Below are 22,649 nucleotides of genomic sequence, written 5' to 3'. Positions count from 1 at the left end.
TCAACAAGGCAAGGCAGATCAAGGGTGGCCCAGCACGGCCAGCGCCACGGCCTGTGCGCGTGGCACAAAGGTGGTCAGCTCGCAGTATTCGCGCTCGGTGTGCGGGTGGCCGCCCACGGGGCCCGTGGCGCACAGCGTGGGCACGCCCACCGAGGCGGTGAGGCCGCTATCGGCCGCGCCGCCCGTGAATTCGCCCTGCACCTCAAAGCCCAGCGACCGTGCGCCCTGCTGGTACAGCGCCAGCAGGTACTCGGGCGTGGTCTTCATCGGCATGGTGCGGCGGGCCACGGTAATGCGGCCCTGGGTGCGGGGCACGGATTCTTCTTCGACGATGGCGCGCACGCGCTCCAGCAAGGCATCGGGGTCGGTTTCGGCGGTAAAGCGCAGGTCCACCTCGGCCTTGGCGTGGGGCGCCACCATGTTGGGCACGATGCCGCCTTGCACCACGCCCACGTTGGCGGTGACGCCGGTGGCGGGGTCTGTCAGCGCGTGCAACGCCAGCGTCTTGCGGGCCAGCGCGTCGATGGCGCTGGCGCCTGCGGCGTGGTTGATGCCTGCGTGGGCGGCCACGCCTTGCACCTCAAACTCCACCACCATCGAGCCCTTGCGGCTGGTGACCAGGTTGCCGCTGACGCGGCCCGGCTCGGCATTGAGCACCGCCCGTGCCCCGCGCGCGCGGGCAGTGATGAGGTCGCGCGTGGCGGGCGAGCCAATCTCTTCATCGCACGAAAAGAACAGGTGCAGCGGTGCCTGCAGGCCGCCACAGCGCGCAAATGCCTCGGCCACAAACACGTTGAGCACCAAGCCCGACTTCATGTCGGCCACGCCGGGGCCGTAGGCCCGGCCCGCTTCTTCGCGGTAGGGGCGCTTGGCCACCGTGCCTGCGGGGTACACCGTGTCCATGTGCCCCATGAGGATGATGGGCGCCCCGGCCCCTGCAGCGTTGACCTGTGCATGCAGCAACACGCCATAGCCAGGCACGGGCTCGAACTGCACGGGCACGCCCGCAGCCTGCAAACGTTCGGCCAGGGCATGGGCCACGGCCGTCACGCCCGCTTCGTCGCGGCTGCCGCTGTCGATGTTGACCACTTTTTGCAGCAGGTCCTGCATGGCTTGCTGCTGGCTGGCCAGCCAGTCCAGCACCTGGGTGCGCACGGCGGGGTCAATGGTCAGGGCGGTGGGGAGGGCTGCGGCAGTGTCTTGCATGGTTTCCTTGCGTCGATGGGGTAGCGCCCCGTCAGCGGGGTCAAAATCTGCAGATAAGTGTTGCATGCGCTGCCGGTGTTTGCAATACTTTTTTCATTAACACCACTCAATGAAATCTACATTGCAAACACCCATCGCCTTGCTGACCGAACGCCTGGCCCGCCAAAGCGCCACACTCACCAGCAGCGAGCGCGCCTTGGCCGAAGGCCTTGAGCGTGACTACCCCCATGCGCTGCTGGAATCGGCCACCGCCCTGGCAACGCGCCACGGCACCAGTGCCTCGACCGTGGTGCGGCTGTTTGCCAAACTGGGCTACGCCAGCTATGCCGAAGCCCAGCGCGAGGCCCGTGCCGAAGTCACGGCGCTGCTGCAGACGGCGGGGCAGCGCGCGCCCGTCACCATCGGCACCGAGCGCAGCCAGCAGCAATGCGTGGACGACGCCCTGCTGCACGACCAGCACAACCTGAACGCCACACGCGACGGGCTGGACATGGCGGCCTTTGAGGCCATCACCACCCGCCTGGCCGAGGGCACCGGCCGGGTGTACGTGCTGGCACAAATCAACAGCGCCCCCGTGGCCGCCTGGCTGGCCCTGCACCTGAACATGTGCCGCCCCGGCGTGCAGGAGCTGGGCGCCGGGGCCATAGACACCACCGATCAATTGCTGTGGGTGCAGCCCGAGGATGTGCTGCTGGCCTTCAGCATCCGCCGCTACGCCAGTGGCCCGGTGAAGGTGGCGCAGCGGTTTCGGGATGCTGGCGCGCAGGTCTTCAGCATCACCGACAGCAGTGCCGCGCCCTTGGCGGCCCTGGCCCACCAACGTGTGCTGGTGCGCACGTCCAATGCTTCACCGTTCGACTCGTACACCGCCGCCTTCTTCCTGTGCAACGCTCTGGTGTCGGCCGTGGCCCAGTTGCGACATGCAGCGGTGCCTGAGACCCTGAAGCGCCGCGATGACCTTTGGAAGGATGTGGAGGCGCAGCTCATCGTGGACAGCCACGCCCCTGCGGGACGGCGGGGCAAGCGCTAGCCGCTCGAGCGGGTGCAGAAGAAGCGCCGCGCAAGCAACACGCCCCAAAGCGCTTTTGTCTTCTGGAGAGCGGCTGCGCAGCCACTGCGTTGCATGCACTGCACCGCACTTTACGCACGACTGCTGCGTCTGCAGCACTTTGCATCAGGGCTCTTCACTGGGCCGACCAGCTGCGCGCAGGCTACGGCAAAAAGTGTGGCACCCACCCACCCCCTCACTCTTGTGCGCAGCGGAGTCCAAGGGGGGCGATACCAGCACCACCGCCAGTTGTGGCGTGAGCTGCAACAGATAGGCATCCGCACTGCTGGTGCCGGCATGCATGCTCACGGCAGGCTGGGCCTTGGTGCGGTGCCATGAAGCGCGCATGAGCACTTCGCCATACCGGGCCTGTCGACCGAAGAAAGACACCTTGGTGGAGGGCTGCGCTGGCGCATGGGCATTGGGCGTGCGCCAAGCCCCCCGCTCAAAGTTGAAGGGGTCCAGGGGCAAGTGGTCTGCATCCAATCGCGTGCGGGCCACCTGCACCGTGGGCCAATCTAGGCCGGCACTGATGTCCCAGTCACACAATGGGTAGGGAGGGCTCCCACCTTCCGCCTCATCCTTGCACTCCAGCTGCTTGGGCGTGGGCTGCGCGGGCACCACATCGAATGCACACATGCGCACCCCTTGCCGCGAGACAGACCGGACAGGCCGGGTGATGCGGTACTGGGAAGGCAGATCAAACGCCACACCGCAAGCCCGCACAGGCACGGCCCCCTCCGCAGCACCGCTGGGGCGTGCCTCTGTAGAAGACAGCGTGCGCGATGGCGGGGCCCAAGGGGTAACGGTCTCAGCGTCCAAATCCACCAGAAAATGCCCCAGCCGCCGGAGCTCTCCCGAGGATTTCGACGGCTCCAGGTATTGCAGTGCAAACACCCAGCCATCGGCGGTTTCGTGCGGCGACTGGCAACCATAGCGCCCCGTGGCGAGCCCCTCGCCCGCCAGTTGCGCGGTCTGGGCCACGGCTTTGAGCAACGCACAGGCCTGCGCCTGAGGAGACTGTGGATTGGCCGATGCCAGCCAAGGCAGGCAGCACAGCAGGGTTGCGCCCACGAACCCCGCCGCTGGCGCCAAGCTGGTGTTGCGGGGCAGGCACTTCGCGCGCAGCAGAAATCGGAGGATGGCAGTCATGGGCGGTTGGCGTGCAAAGGAGGGTGTCCGATTAAAGGGTACAAAGCGCGCCACCGCGGCACGTTCACCAGCGCAACGGCCAACAAAAAGGCACCCGAAGGTGCCTTTTTTCGCAAACCGTGAGAACAGTTCAGTGCTGCAGGATCTTGTTGAGGAAATCCTTGGTGCGCGGCTGGCGTGCATCGGGGTTGTTGAAGAAGTCGTCCTTGGAGCAGTCTTCCAGGATCTTGCCGCCCACGTCCATGAAGATCACGCGGTTGCTCACCTTGCGGGCAAAGCCCATTTCGTGGGTCACGCACATCATGGTCATGCCTTCGTTGGCCAGGCCCACCATCACATCCAGCACCTCGCCGACCATTTCGGGGTCGAGCGCCGAAGTGGGCTCGTCGAACAGCATCACGATGGGGTCCATGCTCAGCGCACGGGCAATGGCCACGCGCTGCTGCTGGCCGCCCGAGAGCTGCCCGGGGAACTTGTCCTTGTGGGCGATCAGGCCCACACGCTCCAGCATCTTCAGGCCGCGCTTCTTGGCGTCGTCCGCGCTGCGGCCCAGCACCTTGATCTGCGCGATCGTCAGGTTGTCCGTCACCGACAGGTGAGGGAACAGCTCGAAGTGCTGGAACACCATGCCCACGCGGCTGCGCAGCTTGGGCAAGTTGGTGCTGGGGTCGTGCAGCTTCACACCATCCACCGAGATTTCACCCTTTTGAAAGGGCTCCAGCGCGTTGATGGTCTTGATCAGCGTGGACTTGCCGGAGCCTGAAGGGCCGCACACCACCACCACCTCACCTTTTTGGATGGTGGCCGAGCACTCGTTGAGCACCTGCACGGGCCCATACCACTTGGATACGTTCTTGAGTTCGATCATTGTTTATTCCTCAATCTCTCGGATCACCGGATGATGGCGATCTTCTGGTGCAAGCGCTTGACCATCCAGGACAAGGCATAGCACATCACAAAATACAGCGCCGCTGCGGCCAGGTAGGCCTCAATCGGGCGACCAAAGTTCTTGCCAGCAACTTCAAAGCCCTTGAGCATGTCATACGCACCGATGGCGTACACCAGCGAGGTGTCCTGGAACAAGATGATGGTCTGCGTGAGCAGCACCGGCAGCATGTTGCGAAACGCCTGGGGCAGCACCACGAGCTTCATGTTCTGGCCATAGGTCATGCCCAGGGCCTGGCCTGCGTACACCTGGCCACGGGGAATGGACTGGATGCCCGCGCGCATGATCTCACTGAAGTACGCCGCCTCGAAAGCGATGAACGTCACCACCGCCGACACTTCCGCCCCGATGGGGCGGCCAATGATGGCGGGCATGAGCAGGAAGAACCACAGAATCACCATCACCAGCGGAATGGAGCGCATGCCGTTGACATAGATGGTGGCCGGCACATCCAGCCACTTGCGGCCCGACAGGCGCATGAGCGCCAGCAGCGTGCCAAACACCACGCCGCCAATCGTGGCCACCACCGTGAGCATCAGGCTGAAATACAGCCCCTTGAGCACGAAGTTGGAGATCAGGTCCCAGTTGTAAAACGAAAAGTCGAGATTCATATCAATGGCCTCCGCCCGAGGCACCGGCAATCACCACGCCAGGAATTCGCACACGCTTTTCGATGAACGCCATGATGCGATTGATGGCAAAGGCCGAGATGATGTAAAGCCCCGTCACCCCGAGGTACACCTCAATGCCGCGCGAGGTCTCTTCCTGCGCCTGCATGGCGAACATCGTGAGTTCGGCCACCGACACGGCAAACGCCACCGACGAGTTCTTGAAGATGTTCATCGTCTCGCTGGTCAGCGGCGGGATGATGATGCGAAACGCCATGGGCAGCAACACATAGCGGTAGGTCTGGAACGTGGTGAAACCCACAGCCAAACCAGCGTAACGCTGGCCGCGTGGCAAGGTCTGAATGCCCGAGCGCACTTGCTCGGCAATCCGGGCCGAAGTGAAAAAGCCCAGCGCAAACACCACCAGCACAAAGCCCGGCACACTCTTCATGGCCGGAATCAGGGTGGGCAGCACGTGGTACCACAAGAAAATCTGCACCAGCAAAGGTATGTTGCGAAACAGCTCCACCCACGCATTGCCCAGGCGCACCACCATCGGACTGTTGGGCAACGTGCGCAAGGTGCCAATCACCGCGCCAATCACCAAGGCCAGCAACAACGCGAGCAGCGAAACAGAAACCGTCCAGCCCCAGGCCGACAGCATCCAGTCCAGGTACGTGATGTCGCCGCCCTTGCCAAAGCAGCCCTGCACCACCTCCCGCTCCATGGTGTCCTGGCAGAACACCTGCCAATCCCAACTCATAGGATCACCCCTTTAATGTCTTGATATTGCATTGGGCACAACCTTGTGCCGGCCCAACAAAAAAGCCCCTTCAAACCCGCTGTTCGAAGGGGCGGCAGTCGTTCAAGAATTACTTCTTGGCGTAGTCTTCTGCAGGCTTGTCGTTGGGGTTAGCCCAAGCGGCCTTAGTGGCTTCAGACATGGGCAGGCCAATCTTGGTGTTGGTCGGTGGCACGGGTTGCATGAACCACTTGTCGTACAGCTTGGCCAGCGAACCGTCCTTGATCTGGCGCTTGATGGAGTCGTCCACGGCCTTCTTGAAGCCAGCGTCGTCCTTGGGCAGCATGCAGGCGATGGGTTCCACGCTCAGCACTTCGCCCACGATCTTGTAGTCGGCAGGGTTCTTGGACTTGGAGACGTTGGCAGCCAGGATGGAGCCGTCCATCACAAAGGCGTCGGCACGGCCGGTTTCCAGCATCAGGAAGCTGTCGGCGTGGTCCTTGCCGAACACTTCCTTGAAGTCGATACCGCCAGCGCGCTCATGCTTGCGCAGGGTTTGCACCGAAGTGGTGCCTGTGGTGGTCGCCACGCTCTTGCCGTTCAGGTCCTTGATGGAGGTGATGCCGGAGTTGGCCTTCACCACCATGCGCACTTCTTCCACGTAGGTGGTCACAGCAAACGCCACATCCTTTTGGCGCGTCGCGTTGTTGGTGGTGGAGCCGCACTCCAGGTCCACCGTGCCGTTGGTGACCAAAGGCACGCGGTTTTGCGATGTCACGGGCTGGTATTTGATGTCCAGCTTGGCCAAGCCCAGTTGCTTCTGGATATCGTGCAGAACGATTTCACCCATTTCGGTATGGAAGCCCACGTACTTGCCATTGCCCAATGTGTAGGACAGGCCAGAGGACTCACGCACCCCCAGAGTCACGCTGCCGGAGGCCTTGATCTTGGCCAGGGTGTCGGTGGCTTGGGCAAACGCACTGCCTGCGGCCAGAGCGGTCACGGCAATTGCCAGCAAATGTTTTTTCATGAGTATCTCCTTAGGGGGTTATCGAAAAGGGAGGGGTTGAGCGCGCTGCCCGGCCTGTCTTGCAAGCCAAGCAAATGCTTCCAGATGAAACTACGCCACCAGCGATCTTATTCAGAACGGAACCTGGTCGGTAGGGTACTTCCAAAAGTCCCTCAACAGGTAGCTGACCGGGATGTTCAGCGGCTTGTTGTGGGGCGGAATGGGTTGGGCAAACCACTTGTCGTAGATGGGATAAATCTCGCGGCTGGTGACCAGGCGGCGCATTTCATCGTCCACCAGTTTTTTGAAGTCCGGGTCGTTCTTGGGCAGCATGATGGCCAGCGGCTCGGTGGTCACAAACCGCCCCACCACCTTCAGTGCCTTGGGGTCGGGGCGCGAGGCCGCCAGGCCGTACAGCAGCACATCGTCCATCAAAAAGGCATCGGCCTCGCCCTTTTCCACCATCTCCACGCCCCGGGCATGGTCAGGGGCTTCCACGATCTGAATGCCCATCAGACGCTCACGGTTGGCCTGCACCACGGCCTTGAGCGGCGTAGTGCCCTTGGTGGACGCCAGGGTTTTGCCCTGCAAGTCTTCCAGGCGGTCGATGGGGCTGGCGGCCTTGACCAGCAGGCGCGCACCGGTGATGAAATGCGGCACCGTGAAGGCCACCTTCTGGCGCCGCTCGGCATTGTTGGTGGTGGAGCCGCACTCCAGGTCGGCCTTGCCCTGCTCGATCATTTCCATGCGGTTGGAGGGCGACACCATCACGAACTCCACGTCCATGTTTTTGGCGCCCGCCTTCTTGCGCACCACCTCGGCCAGACGCAGGCACAAATCCATCGCATAGCCTATGGGCTTGCCCGAGGCGGCATCGACATACGAGAACGGCACGGCCGACTCGCGGTGGGCAATCACCAGCTTGCCGCCCGCGCTGATGCGCTCCAGCACGGTGGCGGCCGAGGCGGCAGATGTGCAGCACAGGGCCGCAAGGCACCATGCCAATCCCCAATGCTGATGTTTCATGCGGCCTCTCGGTGAATAAACTGAAAACAGGTGTTTGCAATCTTCGTGCCATCACGCAGCCACTGCGGCGTATGGCGGAGCCCCGAAGCGCACGGCGCGAACTTTACGTGTCGCCCCTGTGAAATTCCAATGCCGTTTGCGCGCTCAACTATGCAAAATATTTATGTCGGTATTTACCCTTAGCATGGGTTGGCTTGGGTTTGCAGGTAGGCCCACAGGGCCTGGGCAGTGCCCTTGGGGGCCTCTTTGCCCGCTGGCTTCTCGCGGTAGGCGCGCACATCCATGAGCATTTGCAGCCCGTCTGTGTCCGATGGGGCGGCGCTGACCAGCCGCTTGGCACGCAGTTCTTTCTTGACCGCGCTGTGCGGAAGAAAGGCCACGCCATGCCCCTCCAGCGCCATGGCCTTCAGGCCCTCGGCCATGTCGGTCTCGTACACCCGCTCCAGGTGGATGGGCGTGGCGGACTCTTTGAGAATCAGCTCCGTCACCCGCCCCAGATAAGCCCCCGGCGCATAGCCCAGGTAAGGCAGCGGTTGCCCCGCACGGCCAGGCAGCCGGAACAGCGGCTCGCCATCCGCATCGGGCTTGCTGTAGGGCGAAAGCACCTCCTGGCCCAGGCTCACCATCTCGTAGCGGTCTGCATCCAGCTGAAAGGGTTGCGAGGAGTGGTGGTAGGCAATGAGCAGGTCACAACCCCCTTCCACCAGCCGCATCACGGCGTCGTGCACATTCAGCGCAATCAGGCGGCTTTTGAAGGGGCTGAACTTGTCATGCAGGCTCGACACCCAGGCCGGAAAGAACGTGAACGCCAGCGTGTGCGGCACCGCGAACTCGATCATGTCTTTGCCCGCACTGGTGTGCGCGCGCAGCATGGCGCGGGTGTTTTGCAGGGCCTGCAGCATTTCCAGGGCTTGGTCGTACAGCGTCTTGCCCGCAGGCGTGAGGCGCGTGGGGTACGAACTGCGGTCCACCAGATCGGTGCCCGCCCAGGCTTCCAAGGCCTGGATGCGCCGCGAGAAGGCAGGCTGGGTCACATGCCGCAATTGGGCCGATCGGCTGAAGCTGCGCGTTTCCGCGAGGCTGACGAAATCTTCTAACCACTTGGTTTCCATCGGCCGCATTATCCGCGCCTGCCCACGCTGTGGCGTGCGGCGCGGGTGAGGGTTTACACCCCATCCGAATGCTATGGGTGCTTATCGATGCGTCGCATAATGTAACGGGGGCTTTCATCGCGCGCCCGCGTCCTGTTCCGGGTTGCACAACATCCACGGGGCAGCGACTTTTCAGAACCCTTCTGCTCATGGCTTGTGCAAAACAGGGCTCAGGCAAGCAGCCCGCCTCACGGCAAAGGCGGCGGCTGCAACCCGATTTGCGCAAGTCTTACCGTTTTTCGCACCTGCTCTCCCATGTCCTCCAATCCCACCCCCAGCCCGTCTGAGCCAGAGGCCGAGCCCCGCTCTTTGCGCCTTGAAGACTGGCTCACCGTCATCGTCATGGCGGCCCTCGCGCTCATCACCTTTGCCAACGTGCTGGTGCGCTACTTCACCAACTCCTCGTTCGCCTGGACCGAAGAAATCTCCGTGTTCCTGATGATCGCGCTGGCCCTCATCGCAGGCTCTGCCGCCGTCGCACGCGACCAGCACATCCGCATCGAGTACTTTGCAGAGGGCGGCTCGGCCCTGCGCAGCAAGCGCCTGTCGATGCTGGGTGCGGCCACCGTGGCCCTGCTGTTTGGCGTGATTGCTGTGCTGAGCGTGCGCGTGGTGTGGGACGACTACCGCTTTGGCGAGACCTCGCCCGGCATTGGCGTGCCGCAGTGGTGGTATTCGGTCTGGCTGCCCGTGTTCTCGGCGCTCATCACGGCGCGCGCCGTGGGCCTGTTCATCCGCCGCAGCCGCAGTAGCGCCGATGGTGCTGAAGCCCACCCCCAGGAGCCCCAAGCATGATCGCCACGCTGCTGTTTGTGGCCTTCCTGGGCCTGATGTTTGTGGGCGTGCCGATTGGTGCCGCGCTGGGCCTGGCGGGTGCCACCGCCATCGCGCTGGCCAATGCCGACAGCCAGTGGTTTGGCCTCTTGGCCGTGCCGCAGAACTTCTATGCCGGGCTGGGCAAATACCCGCTGCTGGCCATCCCGATGTTCGTGCTGGTCGGCTCGATTTTTGACCGCTCGGGCGTGGCGCTGCGGCTCGTCAACTTTGCCGTGGCCATCGTCGGGCGCGGCCCCGGCATGCTGCCGCTGGTGGCGATTGCCGTGGCCATGTTCCTGGGCGGCATCTCGGGCTCGGGCCCGGCCAACGCCGCCGCTGTGGGCGGCGTGATGATCGCGGCCATGTCACGCGCGGGCTACCCGCCTTCGTTCTCGGCCAGCGTGGTGGGGGCAGCCGCCGCCACCGACATCCTGATCCCGCCGTCCGTCGCCTTCATCATCTACTCGGTGCTGGTGCCCGGCGCCTCGGTGCCCGCGCTGTTTGCGGCCGGCATGATCCCCGGCGTGCTGGCCGGTGTGGCGCTCATCGTGCCCGCCGTGTGGATGGCGCGCAAGCACAAGATGGGCGCGCTCGAAGCCACCATGCCCCGCCCCCCATTCTGGAAGAGCCTGCGCGAGGCCACCTGGGGCCTGGCCGCACCGGTGCTGATTTTGGGCGGCATGCGCGCAGGCTGGTTCACGCCGACGGAAGCCGCCGTGGTCGCGGTGTTCTACGGCCTGTTCGTGGGCATGGTGATCCACCGCACGATCAAGGTGCGCGACCTGTTCCCCATCCTGCGTGAATCGGGCGAACTGTCGGCGGTGATCCTCATCGTGGTCTCGCTCGCGGGCATCTTTGCCTACTCGCTGTCCACACTGGGCGTGATCGACCCGGTGGCCAACGCCATCGTGAACTCGGGCCTGGGTGAATACGGCGTGCTGGCACTGCTCATCGTGCTGCTCATCACCGTGGGCATGTTCCTCGACGGCATCTCGATCTTCCTGATCTTCGTACCGCTGCTCTTGCCCATCATGCAGCACTACAAATGGGACCCTGTCTGGTTCGGCGTGATCCTGACCTTGAAGGTGGCCCTGGGCCAGTTCACCCCCCCGCTGGCCGTGAACCTGATGGTGTCTTGCCGCATTGCCGGTGTGCGCATGGAATCGACCGTGCGCTGGGTGGGCTGGATGCTGTTCGCCATGTTCCTCGTGATGGTGCTGGTGATCGCATTCCCGCAGCTCGCCCTGTGGCTGCCCGCCCAGATGGGTTATTGAATGTGACAAAAATGCCTTCTAGCGCTTATCTATAAAGCGCAGAAAGCTATGTTTTTTATAGCAAGGAGACTTTATGAAACTGCGTACCTTCCTGACATCGGCCGTGGCCGCTGCGGCCGCCCTGGCCTTCACCGCGCCTGCCGCCATCGCACAGACCGCGTACAAGAGCGAGTACCGCATGTCGCTGGTGCTGGGCACCGCCTTCCCCTGGGGCAAGGGCGGCGAGCTGTGGGCCAACAAGGTCCGTGAGCGCACCCAGGGCCGTATCAACATCAAGCTCTATCCCGGCGTCTCGCTGATCCAGGGCGACCAGACGCGCGAGTTCAGCGCGTTGCGCCAGGGCGTGATCGACATGGCCGTGGGCTCCACCATCAACTGGTCGCCGCAGGTCAAAGCCCTGAACCTGTTCTCGCTGCCCTTCCTGTTCCCCAACTACGCCGCCGTGGACGCCGTGACGCAGGGTGACGTCGGCAAGCAGATCTTCGCTACGCTGGACAAGGCAGGCGTGATGCCCCTGGCCTGGGGTGAGAACGGCTACCGCGAAATCTCCAACTCCAAGCTGGCCATCAAGAGCCCTGCCGACCTCAAGGGCCTGAAGATCCGCGTCGTGGGCTCGCCCCTGTTCCTCGACACCTTCACCGCCCTGGGCGCCAACCCCACGCAAATGAGCTGGGCCGACGCGCAGCCCGCGTTTGCCAGCGGCGCCGTGGATGGGCAAGAGAACCCGATTGCCGTCTACCAGGCCGCCAAGCTGCACACCGTGGCCCAAAAGCACATCACCATGTGGGGCTACGTGAACGACCCGCTGGTGTTTGTGGTGAACAAGGACATCTGGAACAGCTGGACGCCCGCCGACCGCGAGATCGTCAAGCAGGCCGCCATCGACGCTGGCAAGGAAGAAATCGCCATCGCCCGCAAAGGCATGGTCGAAGCCGACAAGCCCCTGCTCAAGGACATCGCCGCCAACGGCGTGACCGTCACGCAGCTGTCAGCCGCCGAGCGCGACGCGTTCGTGAAGGCCACACGCCCCGTGTACGAGAAGTGGAAGGGCCAGATCGGCGCCGACCTGGTGACCGCCGCTGAAAAGGCGATTGCGGCAGGCAAGTAAACCCCAAACGCTCCTAAAACCATAGCTTCTAGCGCTTTATCAGCAAGCGCTAGAAGCTTTTTTTATGCCCAAAACGGCCCAGCATGCACAGCGGGCGGTGCCTGCCGATGGCCCACCCATCCCGCACTGGAATCGCCCAAGACCACACCGCGCAACCACACTCAGGCGGTCTGGCTAGTCACATAAAATTGGTACGACCAATAAACCAAAATCCAGGCAAATGACCATAACTCGGTATTTACCCTATAAATACCACCCCATCACACCGCCCAAAATACGACCAATTCGCACGGATTGGTTATTTTTGGTCATACCAATTTAATTCAATGTCTGCCAATGAGGGACAAGCGCACAGCCTGCCTTCATGCCAGCCCACCCCTCAGCCCCCCGGCCTGCGGGGCCAGTGGCCGGAGACAACGCTGCCCCCCAAGGCGGCGCATCCACTGCGGTGAAGAAAGCCATGGGCCCCTGGCCTTTGTCTGCGTTTCAATGCCTCACTTACCGTTATGCAAACCCTCTGGCAACAAAACTATGATCCGGCCGGGAACATCTGGCTCTCCGCGCTCGTAGCCCTCATCCCCATCGTCTTTTTCTTTCTGGCCCTGACCAAGCTGCGGCTCAAGGGCTACCAGGCGGGCACCGTGACGGTGCTGCTGGCCCTGGGCGTGGCACTGCTGTTCTACAAGATGCCCGTGAGCGCTGCGCTGGCCTCGGCCGTGTATGGCTTCTTCTATGGCCTGTGGCCCATCGCCTGGATCATTGTGGCGGCGGTGTTTCTGTACAAGCTGTCGGTCAAGACAGGACAGTTTGATGTGATCCGCAGCTCCATCCTGTCCGTCACGCACGACCAGCGCCTGCAGCTCATCCTGGTGGGTTTCTGCTTTGGTGCGTTTCTGGAAGGTGCGGCTGGCTTTGGCGCCCCCGTGGCCATCACTGCTGCGCTGCTGGTGGGCCTGGGCTTCAAGCCGCTGTACGCCGCTGGCCTGTGCCTGATCGCCAACACCGCCCCCGTGGCCTTTGGCGCCATGGGCATTCCGGTCATCGTGGCGGGCCAGGTGTCGGGCATCGACCCGTTCCTCATCGGCCAGATGGCCGGGCGCCAGTTGCCCTTCATGACCATCCTGGTGCTGTTCTGGATCATGGCCATCATGGACGGCTGGCGCGGCGTGAAGGAGACCTGGCCTGCCGTGCTGGTGGGTGGCGGCTCGTTCGCCGTGGTGCAGTTCCTCACCGCCAACTACATCGGCCCCGAGCTGCCTGACATCACCTCGGCCATCGTCTCGCTGATTGCCCTCACGGCCTTCCTCAAGGTGTGGCAGCCCAAGCGCATCTTCCGCTTTGACACCAGCGACAGCACGACAACGTCCGCTGCCAAGCCAGTGGCCGCCAGCGCAGCGCCTCTCACCGCAGGCGCCATCATCAAGGCCTGGTCGCCCTTCATCATCCTGACCGGCATGGTCACGATCTGGAGCATCAAGCCCTTCAAGGCGCTGTTTGCCGCAGGCGGCCCCCTGGCCTCCACCATCATCAACATCCCCGTGCCCATGCTGGACAAGCTGGTCGCCAAGATGCCGCCCGTGGTCGCACAGGCCACGCCGTATGGCGCGGTGTACACCTTCAACTGGCTGGCCGCCACCGGCACCGCCATCCTGATTGCCGCCATCCTGACCATCGCCTTCGCCCGTTTCTCCCCCGCCAAGGCCGTGGCCACGCTGGGTGAGACGGTGCGCGAGCTGGTCATCCCGATCTACTCCATCGGCATGGTGCTGGCCTTTGCCTTCGTGGCCAACTACTCCGGCCTGTCCGCCACGCTGGCCCTGGCGCTGGCCCATACGGGCAAGGCCTTCACGTTCTTCTCGCCCTTCCTGGGCTGGATTGGCGTGTTCCTCACGGGCTCGGACACCTCGGCCAACGCCTTGTTTGGCGCGCTGCAGGCCACCACCGCCAACCAGTTGGGCCTGTCGCCCGTGCTCACCGTGGCGGCCAACACCACCGGCGGCGTCACCGGCAAGATGATCTCGCCCCAGTCCATTGCCATTGCCTGCGCGGCCGTGGGCCTGGCAGGCAAGGAATCGGACCTGTTCCGCTTCACCGTCAAGCACAGCCTGGTGTTCGCCGCCATCATCGGCATCATCTGCACGCTGCAGGCCTATGTGTTTACGTGGATGATTCCGGGTCATTGAAACCCTGAATCTGAGAGCCCCCATGCGCCTAGCCGATCACGTTGTCGAAAAACTGCTTGCCCTGGTGCAAGACCGCGGACTGCAGCCCGGACAAAAGCTGCCCGCCGAACGGCAACTGGCCGAGGAGCTGGGGGTGTCGCGCACCTCGGTGCGCGAAGCCATCCAGAAGCTCACCAGCCAGGGCGTGCTCTCGGCCCGGCGCGGCGACGGCACCTACGTGCAGCAATCGAACAAACCTGCCGAGTGGCTGCAGGAAGCCATGGTGCCGCTGGCGGGCCTGATCGAATCCGACCCCCACTACCGCTACGACGTGCTGGAAACGCGCCACGCGCTGGAGACCAGCACCGCCTGGCTGGCCGCGCAGCGCGCCACCGCCCAAGACAAAGCCCACATCCAGCGCTGCTTTGAAGTGATGCTGCAGCACCAGCAAGGCGGCCACGCCGAGCTGGCAGCGCGCGCCGACGCGCAGTTCCACCTGGCCATTGCCGAGGCCTCGCACAACCTGGTGCTGGTGCAGGTGATGCACAGCCTGTTCACCGTGGTGCTCTCCACCGTGGAGCGCAACCGCCACGACATGTTCCGCCTGAGTGCCCCCGTCACGCTGCAAGCACTCACGGCACAGCACCAGGCGCTGATGCAGGCCATTCTGGACGGCGACCCGCAGCGCGCGCGTGCCTGCATCGGCGAGCACCTGGAGCATGTGCGCACCACCATCCAGCGCATGGACGAAGACCGCGCACGGCGCGAACGCTCCATGCGCCTGCCCCTGGATCTAGCCCCCCAAGACCTGAGACAGCCACCACCATGATCATCTCCTCCAGCGCCGACTACCGCACGGTGGCGCAAAAGTTTCTCCCGCCCTTCCTGTTCCACTACATCGACGGTGGCTCGTATGCCGAGCAGACACTGCGCCGCAATGTGGACGACTTTGCCGCCGTGGCATTGCGCCAGCGCGTGCTCAAGGACATGAGCCAGCTGGACACCAGCATCGAGCTGTTTGGCGAAAAGCTCAGCATCCCTGTCGCCCTCTCGCCCGTGGGCCTGACCGGCATGTACCGCCGCCGCGGCGAGGTGCAGGCCGCCCGCGCGGCCAGCAGGCACGGCATTCCGTTCACCATGTCCAGCGTATCGGTCTGCCCCATCGAAGAGGTGGCGCCCATGATCAAACGCCCCATGTGGTTCCAGCTCTACGTACTCAAAGACCGTGGCTTCATGCAAAACGCGCTGGAGCGTGCGCAGGCCGCAGGCTGCACCACCCTGGTGTTTACGGTAGACATGCCCGTGCCGGGCGCACGCTATCGCGACGCGCATTCGGGCATGAGCGGCCCCAACGCAGCACTGCGCCGCTACTGGCAGGCCATCACACACCCGTTCTGGGCCTTCGACGTGGGCCTGCTGGGCCGCCCGCATGACCTGGGCAACATCTCGGCTTACCGGGGCAGCCCCACGGGCCTGCAGGACTACATGGGCTACCTCAGCGCCAACTTCGACCCGTCCATCTCGTGGAAAGACCTGGAGTGGATTCGCGCCTTCTGGAAGGGCCCGATGGTCATCAAGGGCATCCTCGACCCTGAAGACGCCAAGGACGCCGTGCGCTTTGGCGCGGACGGCATCATCGTCTCCAACCACGGCGGCCGCCAGCTCGACGGCGTGCTGTCGTCGGCCCGCGCGCTGCCCGCCATTGCCGATGCAGTGAAGGGCCAGATCAAAATCCTGGCCGACTCGGGCATCCGCAACGGGCTGGACGTGGTGCGCGCCCTGGCCTTGGGCGCCGACTGCGCCATGATTGGCCGCGCCTACATCTACGCGCTGGCCGCAGGCGGCGAGGCCGGTGTGAAGCACCTGCTGGAGCTGCTGGAGAAAGAAATGCGCGTGGCCATGACCTTGACCAGCGTGGCCAAGGTGGCCGACATCTCCGCTGACTTGCTGGTGCGCGAAGCATGAACGCCGCCGCCCCCGTCTCCCCTGCCTCCCCCGTTTCCCGTGAGGCCCTGCTGGCCCAACTGCGTGATGCCGTGGGCGCCGCCCACGTCCTGACCGACGACCAGGCCACCCGGCGCTTTCGCAAAGGCCACCGCACCGGCGAAGGCCCGGTGCTGGCTGTGGTGCGGCCCGCCACCCTGCTGGAGCAGTGGAAAGTGCTGCAGGCCGCCGTGGCGGCTGACCGCATCGTCATCATGCAAGCGGCCAACACCGGGCTCACCGGAGGCTCCACCCCCGACGGCAACCAGTACGACCGCGAGATCATCCTCATGAACACGCTGCGCATCACCGGCGTGCAGGTGGTGCGCGGTGGTGAACAGGTGGTGTGCCTGCCCGGCGCCACACTCGACCGGCTGGAGCAGACGCTGATCCCCTTCAACCGCGAACCGCACTCGGTCATTGGCTCGTCGTGCATCGGCGCCTCGGTGTTGGGTGGCATCTGCAACAACTCGGGCGGCGCGCTGGTGCGCCGGGGCCCCGCCTACACCGAGCTGGCGCTGTACGCCCGCGTGAAGGGTGACGGCACGCTGGAGCTGGTGAACCACCTGGGCATCGAGCTGGGCCAGACGCCCGAAGACATCCTGACCCGCCTGCAAAACGGCAGCTACACCGAGGCCGACGTGCGCCATGAGCCTGAGCGCGCAGCATCCGACGCCCACTACGCGCAGGACGTGCGCGCCGTGGACGCCGACAGCCCCGCCCGCTTCAATGCCGACCCGTCGCGCCTGTTCGAGGCCTCTGGCTCGGCTGGCAAGGTGTGCCTGTTTGCCGTGCGGCTCGATACCTTCCCCAAAGAACCCAGCACGGTGTTCTACATCGGCAGCAACGCGCCCGAAGACCTCACCGCGGTGCGCCGCCACCTGCTCACCGCACTGCCGCGCCCGCCCATTGCCGGTGAATACATCCACCGCACCGCGTTCGACATTGGCGAGAAGTACGGCAAGGACACCTTCTTGCTCATCGACCGCTTTGGCACGGCACGCGTGCCTGCGGCCTTTGCACTCAAGAGCAAGTGGGACGGTTTCTTTGAGCGCCTGGGCATGCGCGGCTTTGTGGACCACGCCATCCAGGCCGTGACCCGCCTGCTGCCCAGCCACCTGCCCCGGCGCGTGCGCCAATGGCGTGACCTGTACGAACACCACCTGCTGGTGCGCGTATCGAACGACCAGGTGGAGGCCACGCGCGCCTTCCTGGCCGAGCACTTTGCACCCGCGCACACCGCAGGCGGCTGGTTTGAATGCGATGCCGACGAAGGGCGCAAGGCCTTCTTGCACCGCTTTGCGATTGCAGGTGCCGCCATCCGCTACCGCGAGGTGCACCGCAGCGAGGTCGAAGACATCGTGGCGCTCGATATTGCGCTGCGCCGCAACGACCGCGAATGGGTGGAGCAACTGCCGCAGGACGTGGAGCGCGATGTGGTGCACAAGCTGTACTACGGCCACTTCTTCTGCCATGTGTTCCACCAGGACTACATCGTGAAGAAGGGCGTGGACCCGCTGGCCATGGAGCACCGCATGTGGGAGCTGCTGGACGAGCGCCGCGCCGAGTACCCCGCCGAGCACAACGTGGGCCACCTCTACGTGGCCAAGCCCGCGCTGGCAGGCTTCTACCAGTCGCTGGACCCGACCAACACCTTCAACCCCGGCATCGGCCACACCCCGCGCGGGCGCGACTGGCAAGAGTGCAACCATGCCAGCGGCGGCTGGCCCAAGGGGTATTCAGAGGGCGCGTGACGCGGGTCGGCATCCCCTCGTCTCGTATCGTCCAGTCCTGCCCCACCCCAAACTGTTCGGGCTGAGCTTGTCGAAGCCTTGCGCGGCGCTTCGACAGGCTCAGCGTGAACGGTTGGGGGGCCAGTGGAATCAGTGAATTCACACCAGATTCATCACTGCGTGCAGCACTTCAACAAGCTCAGCGTGAACGGATGGTAGAAGCGGCCTCCGGGGTCAATCCACCGAAGCCGCACCAACGGGCGGCACCGGGTGCTTGACGGCGTTCTTCACCAGCTTGCGCTCCACCGCATCGCGCAGGTCCACGCCGGTGTGGTCGGCCAGCTGCAGCAGGTAGAGCAGCACATCGGCCATCTCCTCGCCCACGCGCTCTTTGCGCGCCGGGTCGGCGGTGAGCTGTTGCGATTCCTCGGGCGTGAGCCACTGGAACAGCTCCTGCAGCTCGGCCGCCTCCACCATCAGCGCCATGGCCAGGTTCTTGGGCGTGTGATACGGCTGCCATTGGCGGGCAGCGGCAAAGGCGCGCAGGCGTTGCTGCAGGTCGGCCAGGTCCAGCGTCATGCCACGCCCCTGGCGCAGCCAAAGCCACGTTTGCTGCAAATGCTACACATTTGATAGCTTTCAGCGCTTATTCCATAAGCGCCATCGGCCATTCTGATGCTCATAACGGCGTCACAGGCGCTTCGCCCGCCAGGTGGCGGCGGGCGTTTTCCATGAAGCGGTCCACCGAGTTCTGCACCGCTTCGGGCGACCAGCCCGCCACATGGGGCGTGAGCACCACGTTGTCCAGGTCCAGCAACTCGGCCGGGGGCGCGGGCTCGCTCTCGTACACGTCCAGGCCCGCCGCCGCAATGCGGCCCTCGCGCAGCGCAGCGGCCAAGGCGGTGGTGTCGATCACGCTGCCGCGTGCGATGTTGACCACCACACCGCGCGGGCCCAAGGCGTTCAGCACGGCGGCGTTGACCAGGTGCCGGGTAGCAGCGCCGCCGGGCGTGGCGATGACGAGAAAGTCCGCCCACTCGGCCAGCGCCGCCACATCGGCAAAGTAACGGTAAGGCACATCGGTGCGGGCGCTGCGGTTGTGGTAGCCCACCTCGATCTCGAAGCCCAGCGCACGCTGCGCGATCTTCTTGCCGATGGTGCCCAGGCCGATTAGCCCCAAGCGCTTGTGCGACACGTTGGGCGGCAGCGGCAAGGCCGTGCGCCACACACCGGCCCGCGTGGCCTTGTCCAGCGGCAGGATGCGGCGCTGCGCGGCAATCAGCAGGCCCCAGGTGTGGTCGGCCACACAGTCGTCGTTGGTGCCCGCACCCGTGGCCACCACAATGCCACGCGCCTTGGCATGGTCTACGGCCACGTTCTCGTAGCCCGCGCCCAGCACGCAGATCAGCGTGAGGGCGGGGAGCGCATCGATCTGCGCGGGCGACAAGCCGATGGCGCCGATGGTGAGCGCCACCCGCACGCTGGGGCCATGCTCGGCAATGGCCGCCGCAGCCGATGCGGCATCGGCTGCGTAGAGGACTTCAAACACCTCGGCCATCTGGGCGCGGTGTTCTTCCGACAGGAAAGTGAGGGCAAGCAGGACAGGCTTCATGGGTTCAACGTTAGTAGGACAAGGTGTTCAAACAGGGCAGCAGCAAGGGGCGCTTCAGGCAGCGCCATCGCTTTGTTGCAATGCCCACATGCTGGCGTAGCGGCCATTGAGGGCCAGCAGTTGCGCATGGGTGCCGCGCTCGATGATGCGACCCGCATCCATGACCAGAATCTCGTGCGCGTCCACCACGGTGGAGAGGCGGTGGGCAATGAGCAGCGTGGTCTTGTTCTGCGCGGCGCTTTGCAGCTCGGCCTGGATGGCGCGCTCGTTGGCCGAGTCCAGCGCGCTGGTGGCTTCATCAAAGATGAGGATGGGCGGGTTCTTGAGCAGCGTGCGGGCAATGGCCACGCGCTGCTTTTCGCCACCCGAGAGCTTGAGTCCCCGCTCGCCCACTTGTGTTGCGTAGCCCTTGGGCGTGCTGGCGATGAAGCCGTGGATGCGCGCTGCGCTGGCGGCGGCCTCCACCTCTTGCTGCGTGGCGCCCGTGCGGCCGTAGGCAATGTTGTAGGCCACGGTGTCGTTGAAGAGCACGGTGTCCTGCGGCACGATGCCAATGGCCTGGCGCACGCTGGCCTGCGTCACGCCGCGAATCTCTTGCCCGGCGATGGTGATGCGGCCTTGCTGGATGTCGTAGAACCGAAACAGCAGCCGCGCCAGCGTGGACTTGCCCGAGCCCGAGGGCCCGACCACCGCCACCGTTTTGCCTGCGGGGATCTCAAAGCTCACGCCTTGCAAAATAGGCCGTGCAGGGTCGTAGGCAAAGTGCACGTCCTCAAACCGCACCGTGGGCTGTGCCAGCCCTTGCAGCGGCTGCGCACCGGGCGCATCGGCCACCTCACGCTCCTTGTCCATCAGCACGAACATCTTGTCCAGGTCCGTGAGGCTCTGCTTGATCTCGCGGTAGATCACGCCCAGGAAGTTGAGCGGGATGTAGAGCTGGATCATGAACGCGTTGACCATGACCAAGTCGCCCAGCGTCATGCGCCCATCGACCACGCCCTGGGTGGCGCGCCACAGCATGGCCACCAGCCCGATGGCAATGATGAACTGCTGGCCCGCATTGAGCATGGACAGCGTGGTCTGGCTCTTGAGCCGCGCCAGCCGCAGGCGCTCCAGGCTCTCGTCGTAGCGGCGGGCCTCAAAGGCCTCATTGTTGAAATATTTGACGGTTTCGTAGTTCAGCAGCGAATCCACCGCCTTGGTGTGTGCGGCCGAATCGAACTCGTTGGCTTCGCGGCGAAAGCGCGTGCGCCACTCCGTCACCCACACCGTGAAGGCGATGTAGACCACCAGCGCAGTGATGGTGATCCAGGCAAACCACACGTCGAACTTGAGCGCCAGCACCGTGAGCACCAGCGCCACTTCGATCAGCGTGGCCACCACGTTGAACAGGGTGTAGGAGATGAGCGACTCGATGCCGCGCACGCCGCGCTCGATGTCGCGCGTCATGCCGCCTGTCTGCCGCTCCAGGTGAAAGCGCAAGCTCAGCTGGTGCAGGTGCTCAAAGGTCTGCAGCGCAATGGCGCGCGCGGCGCCCTGCGTGGCCTTGGCAAACACCAGTTCGCGCAGCTCTGAGAACAGCGAAGTGGACAGCCGCAGCGCCCCATAGGCCAGCAGCAGCCCCACGGGCACCACCAGCAGCGCGGTGGGGCTGCTGGCGGAGATGTCCATGGCGTCCACCAGCGTTTTGAGCAGCACGGGCACGCCGACGTTGGCCAGCTTGGCGCCCACCATGAACACAATGGCGGCCACCACGCGCCACTTGTACTGCCACAGGTAGGGCAGCAGGCGCCGGATGGTGACCCAGTCTGTGGGCTGGTGCGGTGCGGTGGCCGGAGCAGCCGCTGCAGCCGCAGAGGGGTTTGGAGGGGAATGTGGGGGGGCGGAGTCGCCGCGTTGGCGCATGGGGGACAATCCTGATTGTTGTTATCTAGTGATTGTGCCCATGTCTGCCTCCTTCAGCCCACCACCCGCTGCATTGCCCTGCGACCACGAGCTGGTGCTCAAAGTCATCCCCATGCCAGGCGACTGCAATGCCAATGGCGATATTTTTGGGGGCTGGGTGATGGCGCAAGTGGACTTGGCCGGATCGGTGCTGCCCGCGCGCTACGTGCAAGGCCGCATGGCCACCGTGGCCGTCAATGAGTTTGTGTTCAAGCAACCGGTGCGCGTGGGCGACATCCTGTCGTTCTTCTCGCACATCAACCGCGTGGGCAACACCTCGGTGACCGTGCAGGTCGAGGTGTATGCCGAACGCTTTTCAGACCAGGGCCGCTACGTGAAGGTGACCGAGGCCACGCTGACCTATGTGGCGATCGACGCCAACGGCCGCCCACGGCCGCTGCCCAAGCCGCAGGCGCCTGCCCAAGGCTAAGAACCCGTGGACGATCTCATAAGAGAGATCGCCCACAGGCTGTCAGAACAAGCGATTCCCTCAGGCCGCCAGAATGGCAGGCTCGGCGCGCACCACCGCAGGCGCCGCAATGGCGGGGCGCGTGGCCGCGCTGGCGCTGTTGAAGCCGGCCTCGATTTCACCGGCCAGTTGCCCGCCCTCTTCCACCACCAGCTTGCCGTAGCGGATCTTGCCGTTCACCTTGCCCGTGCTGTAGATGACGAGCTTCTGGCGCACGGTGAGGGTGCCATTGAATTCGCCATGGATCTCGGCAATGTCAATTTCAGCCGAGCCCTTGAAGGCCCCGTTCTCGGAGATCTGGATCACGCGCGAATCCATCGTGGCTTCCACCGTGCCTTCGACCACCAGCGTGTCGCAATCGGTAATCTCCACGCCTTTGAGCTTGATGTTGGGGCCCACGGTGAGCTTGCTGCCCGAGCTGTCGCTGCCCGAGGCCGCCACGGGCTTGTTGCCCGTGAGGCCACCACCCGATGGACCCACCGATGACGCGGCACCTGAGTTCAGGCTGTTCAAGCCATTGACGGAGGGGTTGGTGGCGGCATTGCGCTGGAACGAATCGGGTTCACGCTTGCCAAAGAAGGGGTTTTGCACGGCCATCGGATCTCCTTGAAAAGGATGCATCCTAGGTTTTCATGCTGTCAAAAGATGCCATCGTTACGC

Annotated in this window: 21 protein-coding genes; 9 read left to right on the top strand and 12 right to left on the bottom strand. The window is 64.3% G+C overall.

Annotation, left to right across the window (positions count from 1 at the left end):
- Window positions 1-18 precede the first annotated feature (18 nt).
- Complete coding sequence (locus CLU88_RS18600) at window positions 19-1,206, bottom strand: M20 family metallopeptidase (protein WP_099658999.1); 1,188 nt, start codon at window positions 1,204-1,206, stop codon at window positions 19-21.
- 109 nt (window positions 1,207-1,315) lie between these two features.
- Here CLU88_RS18600 and CLU88_RS18595 point away from each other — a divergent pair, with 109 nt between their 5' ends.
- Entirely contained in the window at window positions 1,316-2,236 is a 921-nt protein-coding gene (locus CLU88_RS18595; protein WP_099657869.1) for a MurR/RpiR family transcriptional regulator, read from the top strand.
- Between the two features lie 144 nt (window positions 2,237-2,380).
- On the opposite strand, the gene CLU88_RS18590 is transcribed toward CLU88_RS18595, so the two are convergent.
- The 7 genes from CLU88_RS18590 to CLU88_RS18560 form a co-directional block, all read right to left on the bottom strand.
- Window positions 2,381-3,406, bottom strand: a complete 1,026-nt coding sequence (locus CLU88_RS18590; protein WP_099657868.1) for a hypothetical protein — start codon at window positions 3,404-3,406, stop codon at window positions 2,381-2,383.
- Window positions 3,407-3,536: 130 nt separating this feature from the next.
- The gene (locus tag CLU88_RS18585; RefSeq protein ID WP_099657867.1) at window positions 3,537-4,274 is read right to left on the bottom strand and encodes an amino acid ABC transporter ATP-binding protein; all 738 of its coding nucleotides are present in this window, start codon (window positions 4,272-4,274) and stop codon (window positions 3,537-3,539) included.
- Window positions 4,275-4,297: 23 nt separating this feature from the next.
- Complete coding sequence (locus CLU88_RS18580; RefSeq protein ID WP_099657866.1) at window positions 4,298-4,963, bottom strand: amino acid ABC transporter permease; 666 nt, start codon at window positions 4,961-4,963, stop codon at window positions 4,298-4,300.
- Window position 4,964: 1 nt separating this feature from the next.
- Entirely contained in the window at window positions 4,965-5,723 is a 759-nt protein-coding gene (locus tag CLU88_RS18575; protein WP_099657865.1) for an amino acid ABC transporter permease, read from the bottom strand.
- A 109-nt stretch (window positions 5,724-5,832) separates the two neighbouring features.
- Complete coding sequence (locus tag CLU88_RS18570; protein ID WP_099657864.1) at window positions 5,833-6,732, bottom strand: amino acid ABC transporter substrate-binding protein; 900 nt, start codon at window positions 6,730-6,732, stop codon at window positions 5,833-5,835.
- Between the two features lie 111 nt (window positions 6,733-6,843).
- A complete protein-coding gene (locus tag CLU88_RS18565) occupies window positions 6,844-7,737 on the bottom strand; it encodes an amino acid ABC transporter substrate-binding protein (RefSeq protein WP_099657863.1) in 894 nt (297 codons plus the stop codon).
- A gap of 179 nt (window positions 7,738-7,916) precedes the next feature.
- Window positions 7,917-8,849 carry a LysR family transcriptional regulator gene (locus tag CLU88_RS18560; RefSeq protein ID WP_099657862.1) on the bottom strand — a complete coding sequence of 311 codons (933 nt, stop codon included), beginning with the start codon at window positions 8,847-8,849 and terminating at the stop codon, window positions 7,917-7,919.
- Between the two features lie 294 nt (window positions 8,850-9,143).
- Here CLU88_RS18560 and CLU88_RS18555 point away from each other — a divergent pair, with 294 nt between their 5' ends.
- From CLU88_RS18555 to dld, 7 genes are all read left to right on the top strand, one after another.
- Window positions 9,144-9,683, top strand: a complete 540-nt coding sequence (locus CLU88_RS18555) for a TRAP transporter small permease (protein WP_099657861.1) — start codon at window positions 9,144-9,146, stop codon at window positions 9,681-9,683.
- Window positions 9,680-10,978, top strand: coding sequence for a TRAP transporter large permease (locus CLU88_RS18550; protein ID WP_099657860.1), 1,299 nt, complete (start codon window positions 9,680-9,682; stop codon window positions 10,976-10,978). Before CLU88_RS18555 ends, CLU88_RS18550 begins: the two co-directional genes overlap by 4 nt.
- Window positions 10,979-11,051: 73 nt before the next feature.
- On the top strand, window positions 11,052-12,086 hold the full coding sequence (locus CLU88_RS18545; protein ID WP_099657859.1) for a DctP family TRAP transporter solute-binding subunit: 1,035 nt from the start codon (window positions 11,052-11,054) through the stop codon (window positions 12,084-12,086).
- 506 nt (window positions 12,087-12,592) lie between these two features.
- A complete protein-coding gene (lldP, locus tag CLU88_RS18540) occupies window positions 12,593-14,269 on the top strand; it encodes an L-lactate permease (RefSeq protein ID WP_099657858.1) in 1,677 nt (558 codons plus the stop codon).
- A gap of 22 nt (window positions 14,270-14,291) precedes the next feature.
- Window positions 14,292-15,077: a transcriptional regulator LldR gene (gene lldR, locus CLU88_RS18535; protein WP_099657857.1), complete on the top strand. Its 786-nt coding sequence runs from the start codon at window positions 14,292-14,294 to the stop codon at window positions 15,075-15,077.
- Complete coding sequence (gene lldD / locus CLU88_RS18530) at window positions 15,074-16,213, top strand: FMN-dependent L-lactate dehydrogenase LldD (RefSeq protein WP_099657856.1); 1,140 nt, start codon at window positions 15,074-15,076, stop codon at window positions 16,211-16,213. The genes lldR and lldD overlap by 4 nt, the downstream gene beginning before the upstream one ends.
- Entirely contained in the window at window positions 16,210-17,985 is a 1,776-nt protein-coding gene (gene dld, locus CLU88_RS18525; protein WP_099657855.1) for a D-lactate dehydrogenase, read from the top strand. The genes lldD and dld overlap by 4 nt, the downstream gene beginning before the upstream one ends.
- 213 nt (window positions 17,986-18,198) lie before the next feature.
- Here dld and CLU88_RS18515 read toward each other — a convergent pair whose 3' ends face one another.
- The 3 genes from CLU88_RS18515 to CLU88_RS18505 all read right to left on the bottom strand — a co-directional run bounded on the left by CLU88_RS18515 (window position 18,199) and on the right by CLU88_RS18505 (window position 21,481).
- Window positions 18,199-18,543 carry a nucleotide pyrophosphohydrolase gene (locus CLU88_RS18515; protein ID WP_369827668.1) on the bottom strand — a complete coding sequence of 115 codons (345 nt, stop codon included), beginning with the start codon at window positions 18,541-18,543 and terminating at the stop codon, window positions 18,199-18,201.
- Window positions 18,544-18,643: 100 nt separating this feature from the next.
- A complete protein-coding gene (locus CLU88_RS18510) occupies window positions 18,644-19,576 on the bottom strand; it encodes a 2-hydroxyacid dehydrogenase (protein WP_099657853.1) in 933 nt (310 codons plus the stop codon).
- A 54-nt stretch (window positions 19,577-19,630) separates the two neighbouring features.
- A complete protein-coding gene (locus tag CLU88_RS18505; protein WP_099657852.1) occupies window positions 19,631-21,481 on the bottom strand; it encodes an ABC transporter ATP-binding protein/permease in 1,851 nt (616 codons plus the stop codon).
- A 40-nt stretch (window positions 21,482-21,521) separates the two neighbouring features.
- On the opposite strand from CLU88_RS18505, the gene CLU88_RS18500 reads away from it, so the two are divergent.
- Entirely contained in the window at window positions 21,522-21,950 is a 429-nt protein-coding gene (locus tag CLU88_RS18500) for an acyl-CoA thioesterase (RefSeq protein WP_099658997.1), read from the top strand.
- Between the two features lie 60 nt (window positions 21,951-22,010).
- Here CLU88_RS18500 and CLU88_RS18495 read toward each other — a convergent pair whose 3' ends face one another.
- Window positions 22,011-22,586 carry a polymer-forming cytoskeletal protein gene (locus CLU88_RS18495; protein WP_099657851.1) on the bottom strand — a complete coding sequence of 192 codons (576 nt, stop codon included), beginning with the start codon at window positions 22,584-22,586 and terminating at the stop codon, window positions 22,011-22,013.
- Window positions 22,587-22,649: the final 63 nt, after the last annotated feature.

Source organism: Acidovorax sp. 56 (genome assembly GCF_002749705.1).
Taxonomy (GTDB): Bacteria; Pseudomonadota; Gammaproteobacteria; order Burkholderiales; family Burkholderiaceae_C; genus Acidovorax.
This window is presented reverse-complemented; position numbering and strand designations above follow the sequence as displayed.

Coding starts and splice junctions, on each gene's coding strand:
- CLU88_RS18600 (WP_099658999.1), bottom strand. CDS start 1,206: ATGCAAGACACTGCCGCAGCCCTCCCCACCGCCCTGACCATTGACCCC.
- CLU88_RS18595 (WP_099657869.1), top strand. CDS start 1,316: ATGAAATCTACATTGCAAACACCCATCGCCTTGCTGACCGAACGCCTG.
- CLU88_RS18590 (WP_099657868.1), bottom strand. CDS start 3,406: ATGACTGCCATCCTCCGATTTCTGCTGCGCGCGAAGTGCCTGCCCCGC.
- CLU88_RS18585 (WP_099657867.1), bottom strand. CDS start 4,274: ATGATCGAACTCAAGAACGTATCCAAGTGGTATGGGCCCGTGCAGGTG.
- CLU88_RS18580 (WP_099657866.1), bottom strand. CDS start 4,963: ATGAATCTCGACTTTTCGTTTTACAACTGGGACCTGATCTCCAACTTC.
- CLU88_RS18575 (WP_099657865.1), bottom strand. CDS start 5,723: ATGAGTTGGGATTGGCAGGTGTTCTGCCAGGACACCATGGAGCGGGAG.
- CLU88_RS18570 (WP_099657864.1), bottom strand. CDS start 6,732: ATGAAAAAACATTTGCTGGCAATTGCCGTGACCGCTCTGGCCGCAGGC.
- CLU88_RS18565 (WP_099657863.1), bottom strand. CDS start 7,737: ATGAAACATCAGCATTGGGGATTGGCATGGTGCCTTGCGGCCCTGTGC.
- CLU88_RS18560 (WP_099657862.1), bottom strand. CDS start 8,849: ATGGAAACCAAGTGGTTAGAAGATTTCGTCAGCCTCGCGGAAACGCGC.
- CLU88_RS18555 (WP_099657861.1), top strand. CDS start 9,144: ATGTCCTCCAATCCCACCCCCAGCCCGTCTGAGCCAGAGGCCGAGCCC.
- CLU88_RS18550 (WP_099657860.1), top strand. CDS start 9,680: ATGATCGCCACGCTGCTGTTTGTGGCCTTCCTGGGCCTGATGTTTGTG.
- CLU88_RS18545 (WP_099657859.1), top strand. CDS start 11,052: ATGAAACTGCGTACCTTCCTGACATCGGCCGTGGCCGCTGCGGCCGCC.
- lldP (WP_099657858.1), top strand. CDS start 12,593: ATGCAAACCCTCTGGCAACAAAACTATGATCCGGCCGGGAACATCTGG.
- lldR (WP_099657857.1), top strand. CDS start 14,292: ATGCGCCTAGCCGATCACGTTGTCGAAAAACTGCTTGCCCTGGTGCAA.
- lldD (WP_099657856.1), top strand. CDS start 15,074: ATGATCATCTCCTCCAGCGCCGACTACCGCACGGTGGCGCAAAAGTTT.
- dld (WP_099657855.1), top strand. CDS start 16,210: ATGAACGCCGCCGCCCCCGTCTCCCCTGCCTCCCCCGTTTCCCGTGAG.
- CLU88_RS18515 (WP_369827668.1), bottom strand. CDS start 18,543: ATGACGCTGGACCTGGCCGACCTGCAGCAACGCCTGCGCGCCTTTGCC.
- CLU88_RS18510 (WP_099657853.1), bottom strand. CDS start 19,576: ATGAAGCCTGTCCTGCTTGCCCTCACTTTCCTGTCGGAAGAACACCGC.
- CLU88_RS18505 (WP_099657852.1), bottom strand. CDS start 21,481: ATGCGCCAACGCGGCGACTCCGCCCCCCCACATTCCCCTCCAAACCCC.
- CLU88_RS18500 (WP_099658997.1), top strand. CDS start 21,522: ATGTCTGCCTCCTTCAGCCCACCACCCGCTGCATTGCCCTGCGACCAC.
- CLU88_RS18495 (WP_099657851.1), bottom strand. CDS start 22,586: ATGGCCGTGCAAAACCCCTTCTTTGGCAAGCGTGAACCCGATTCGTTC.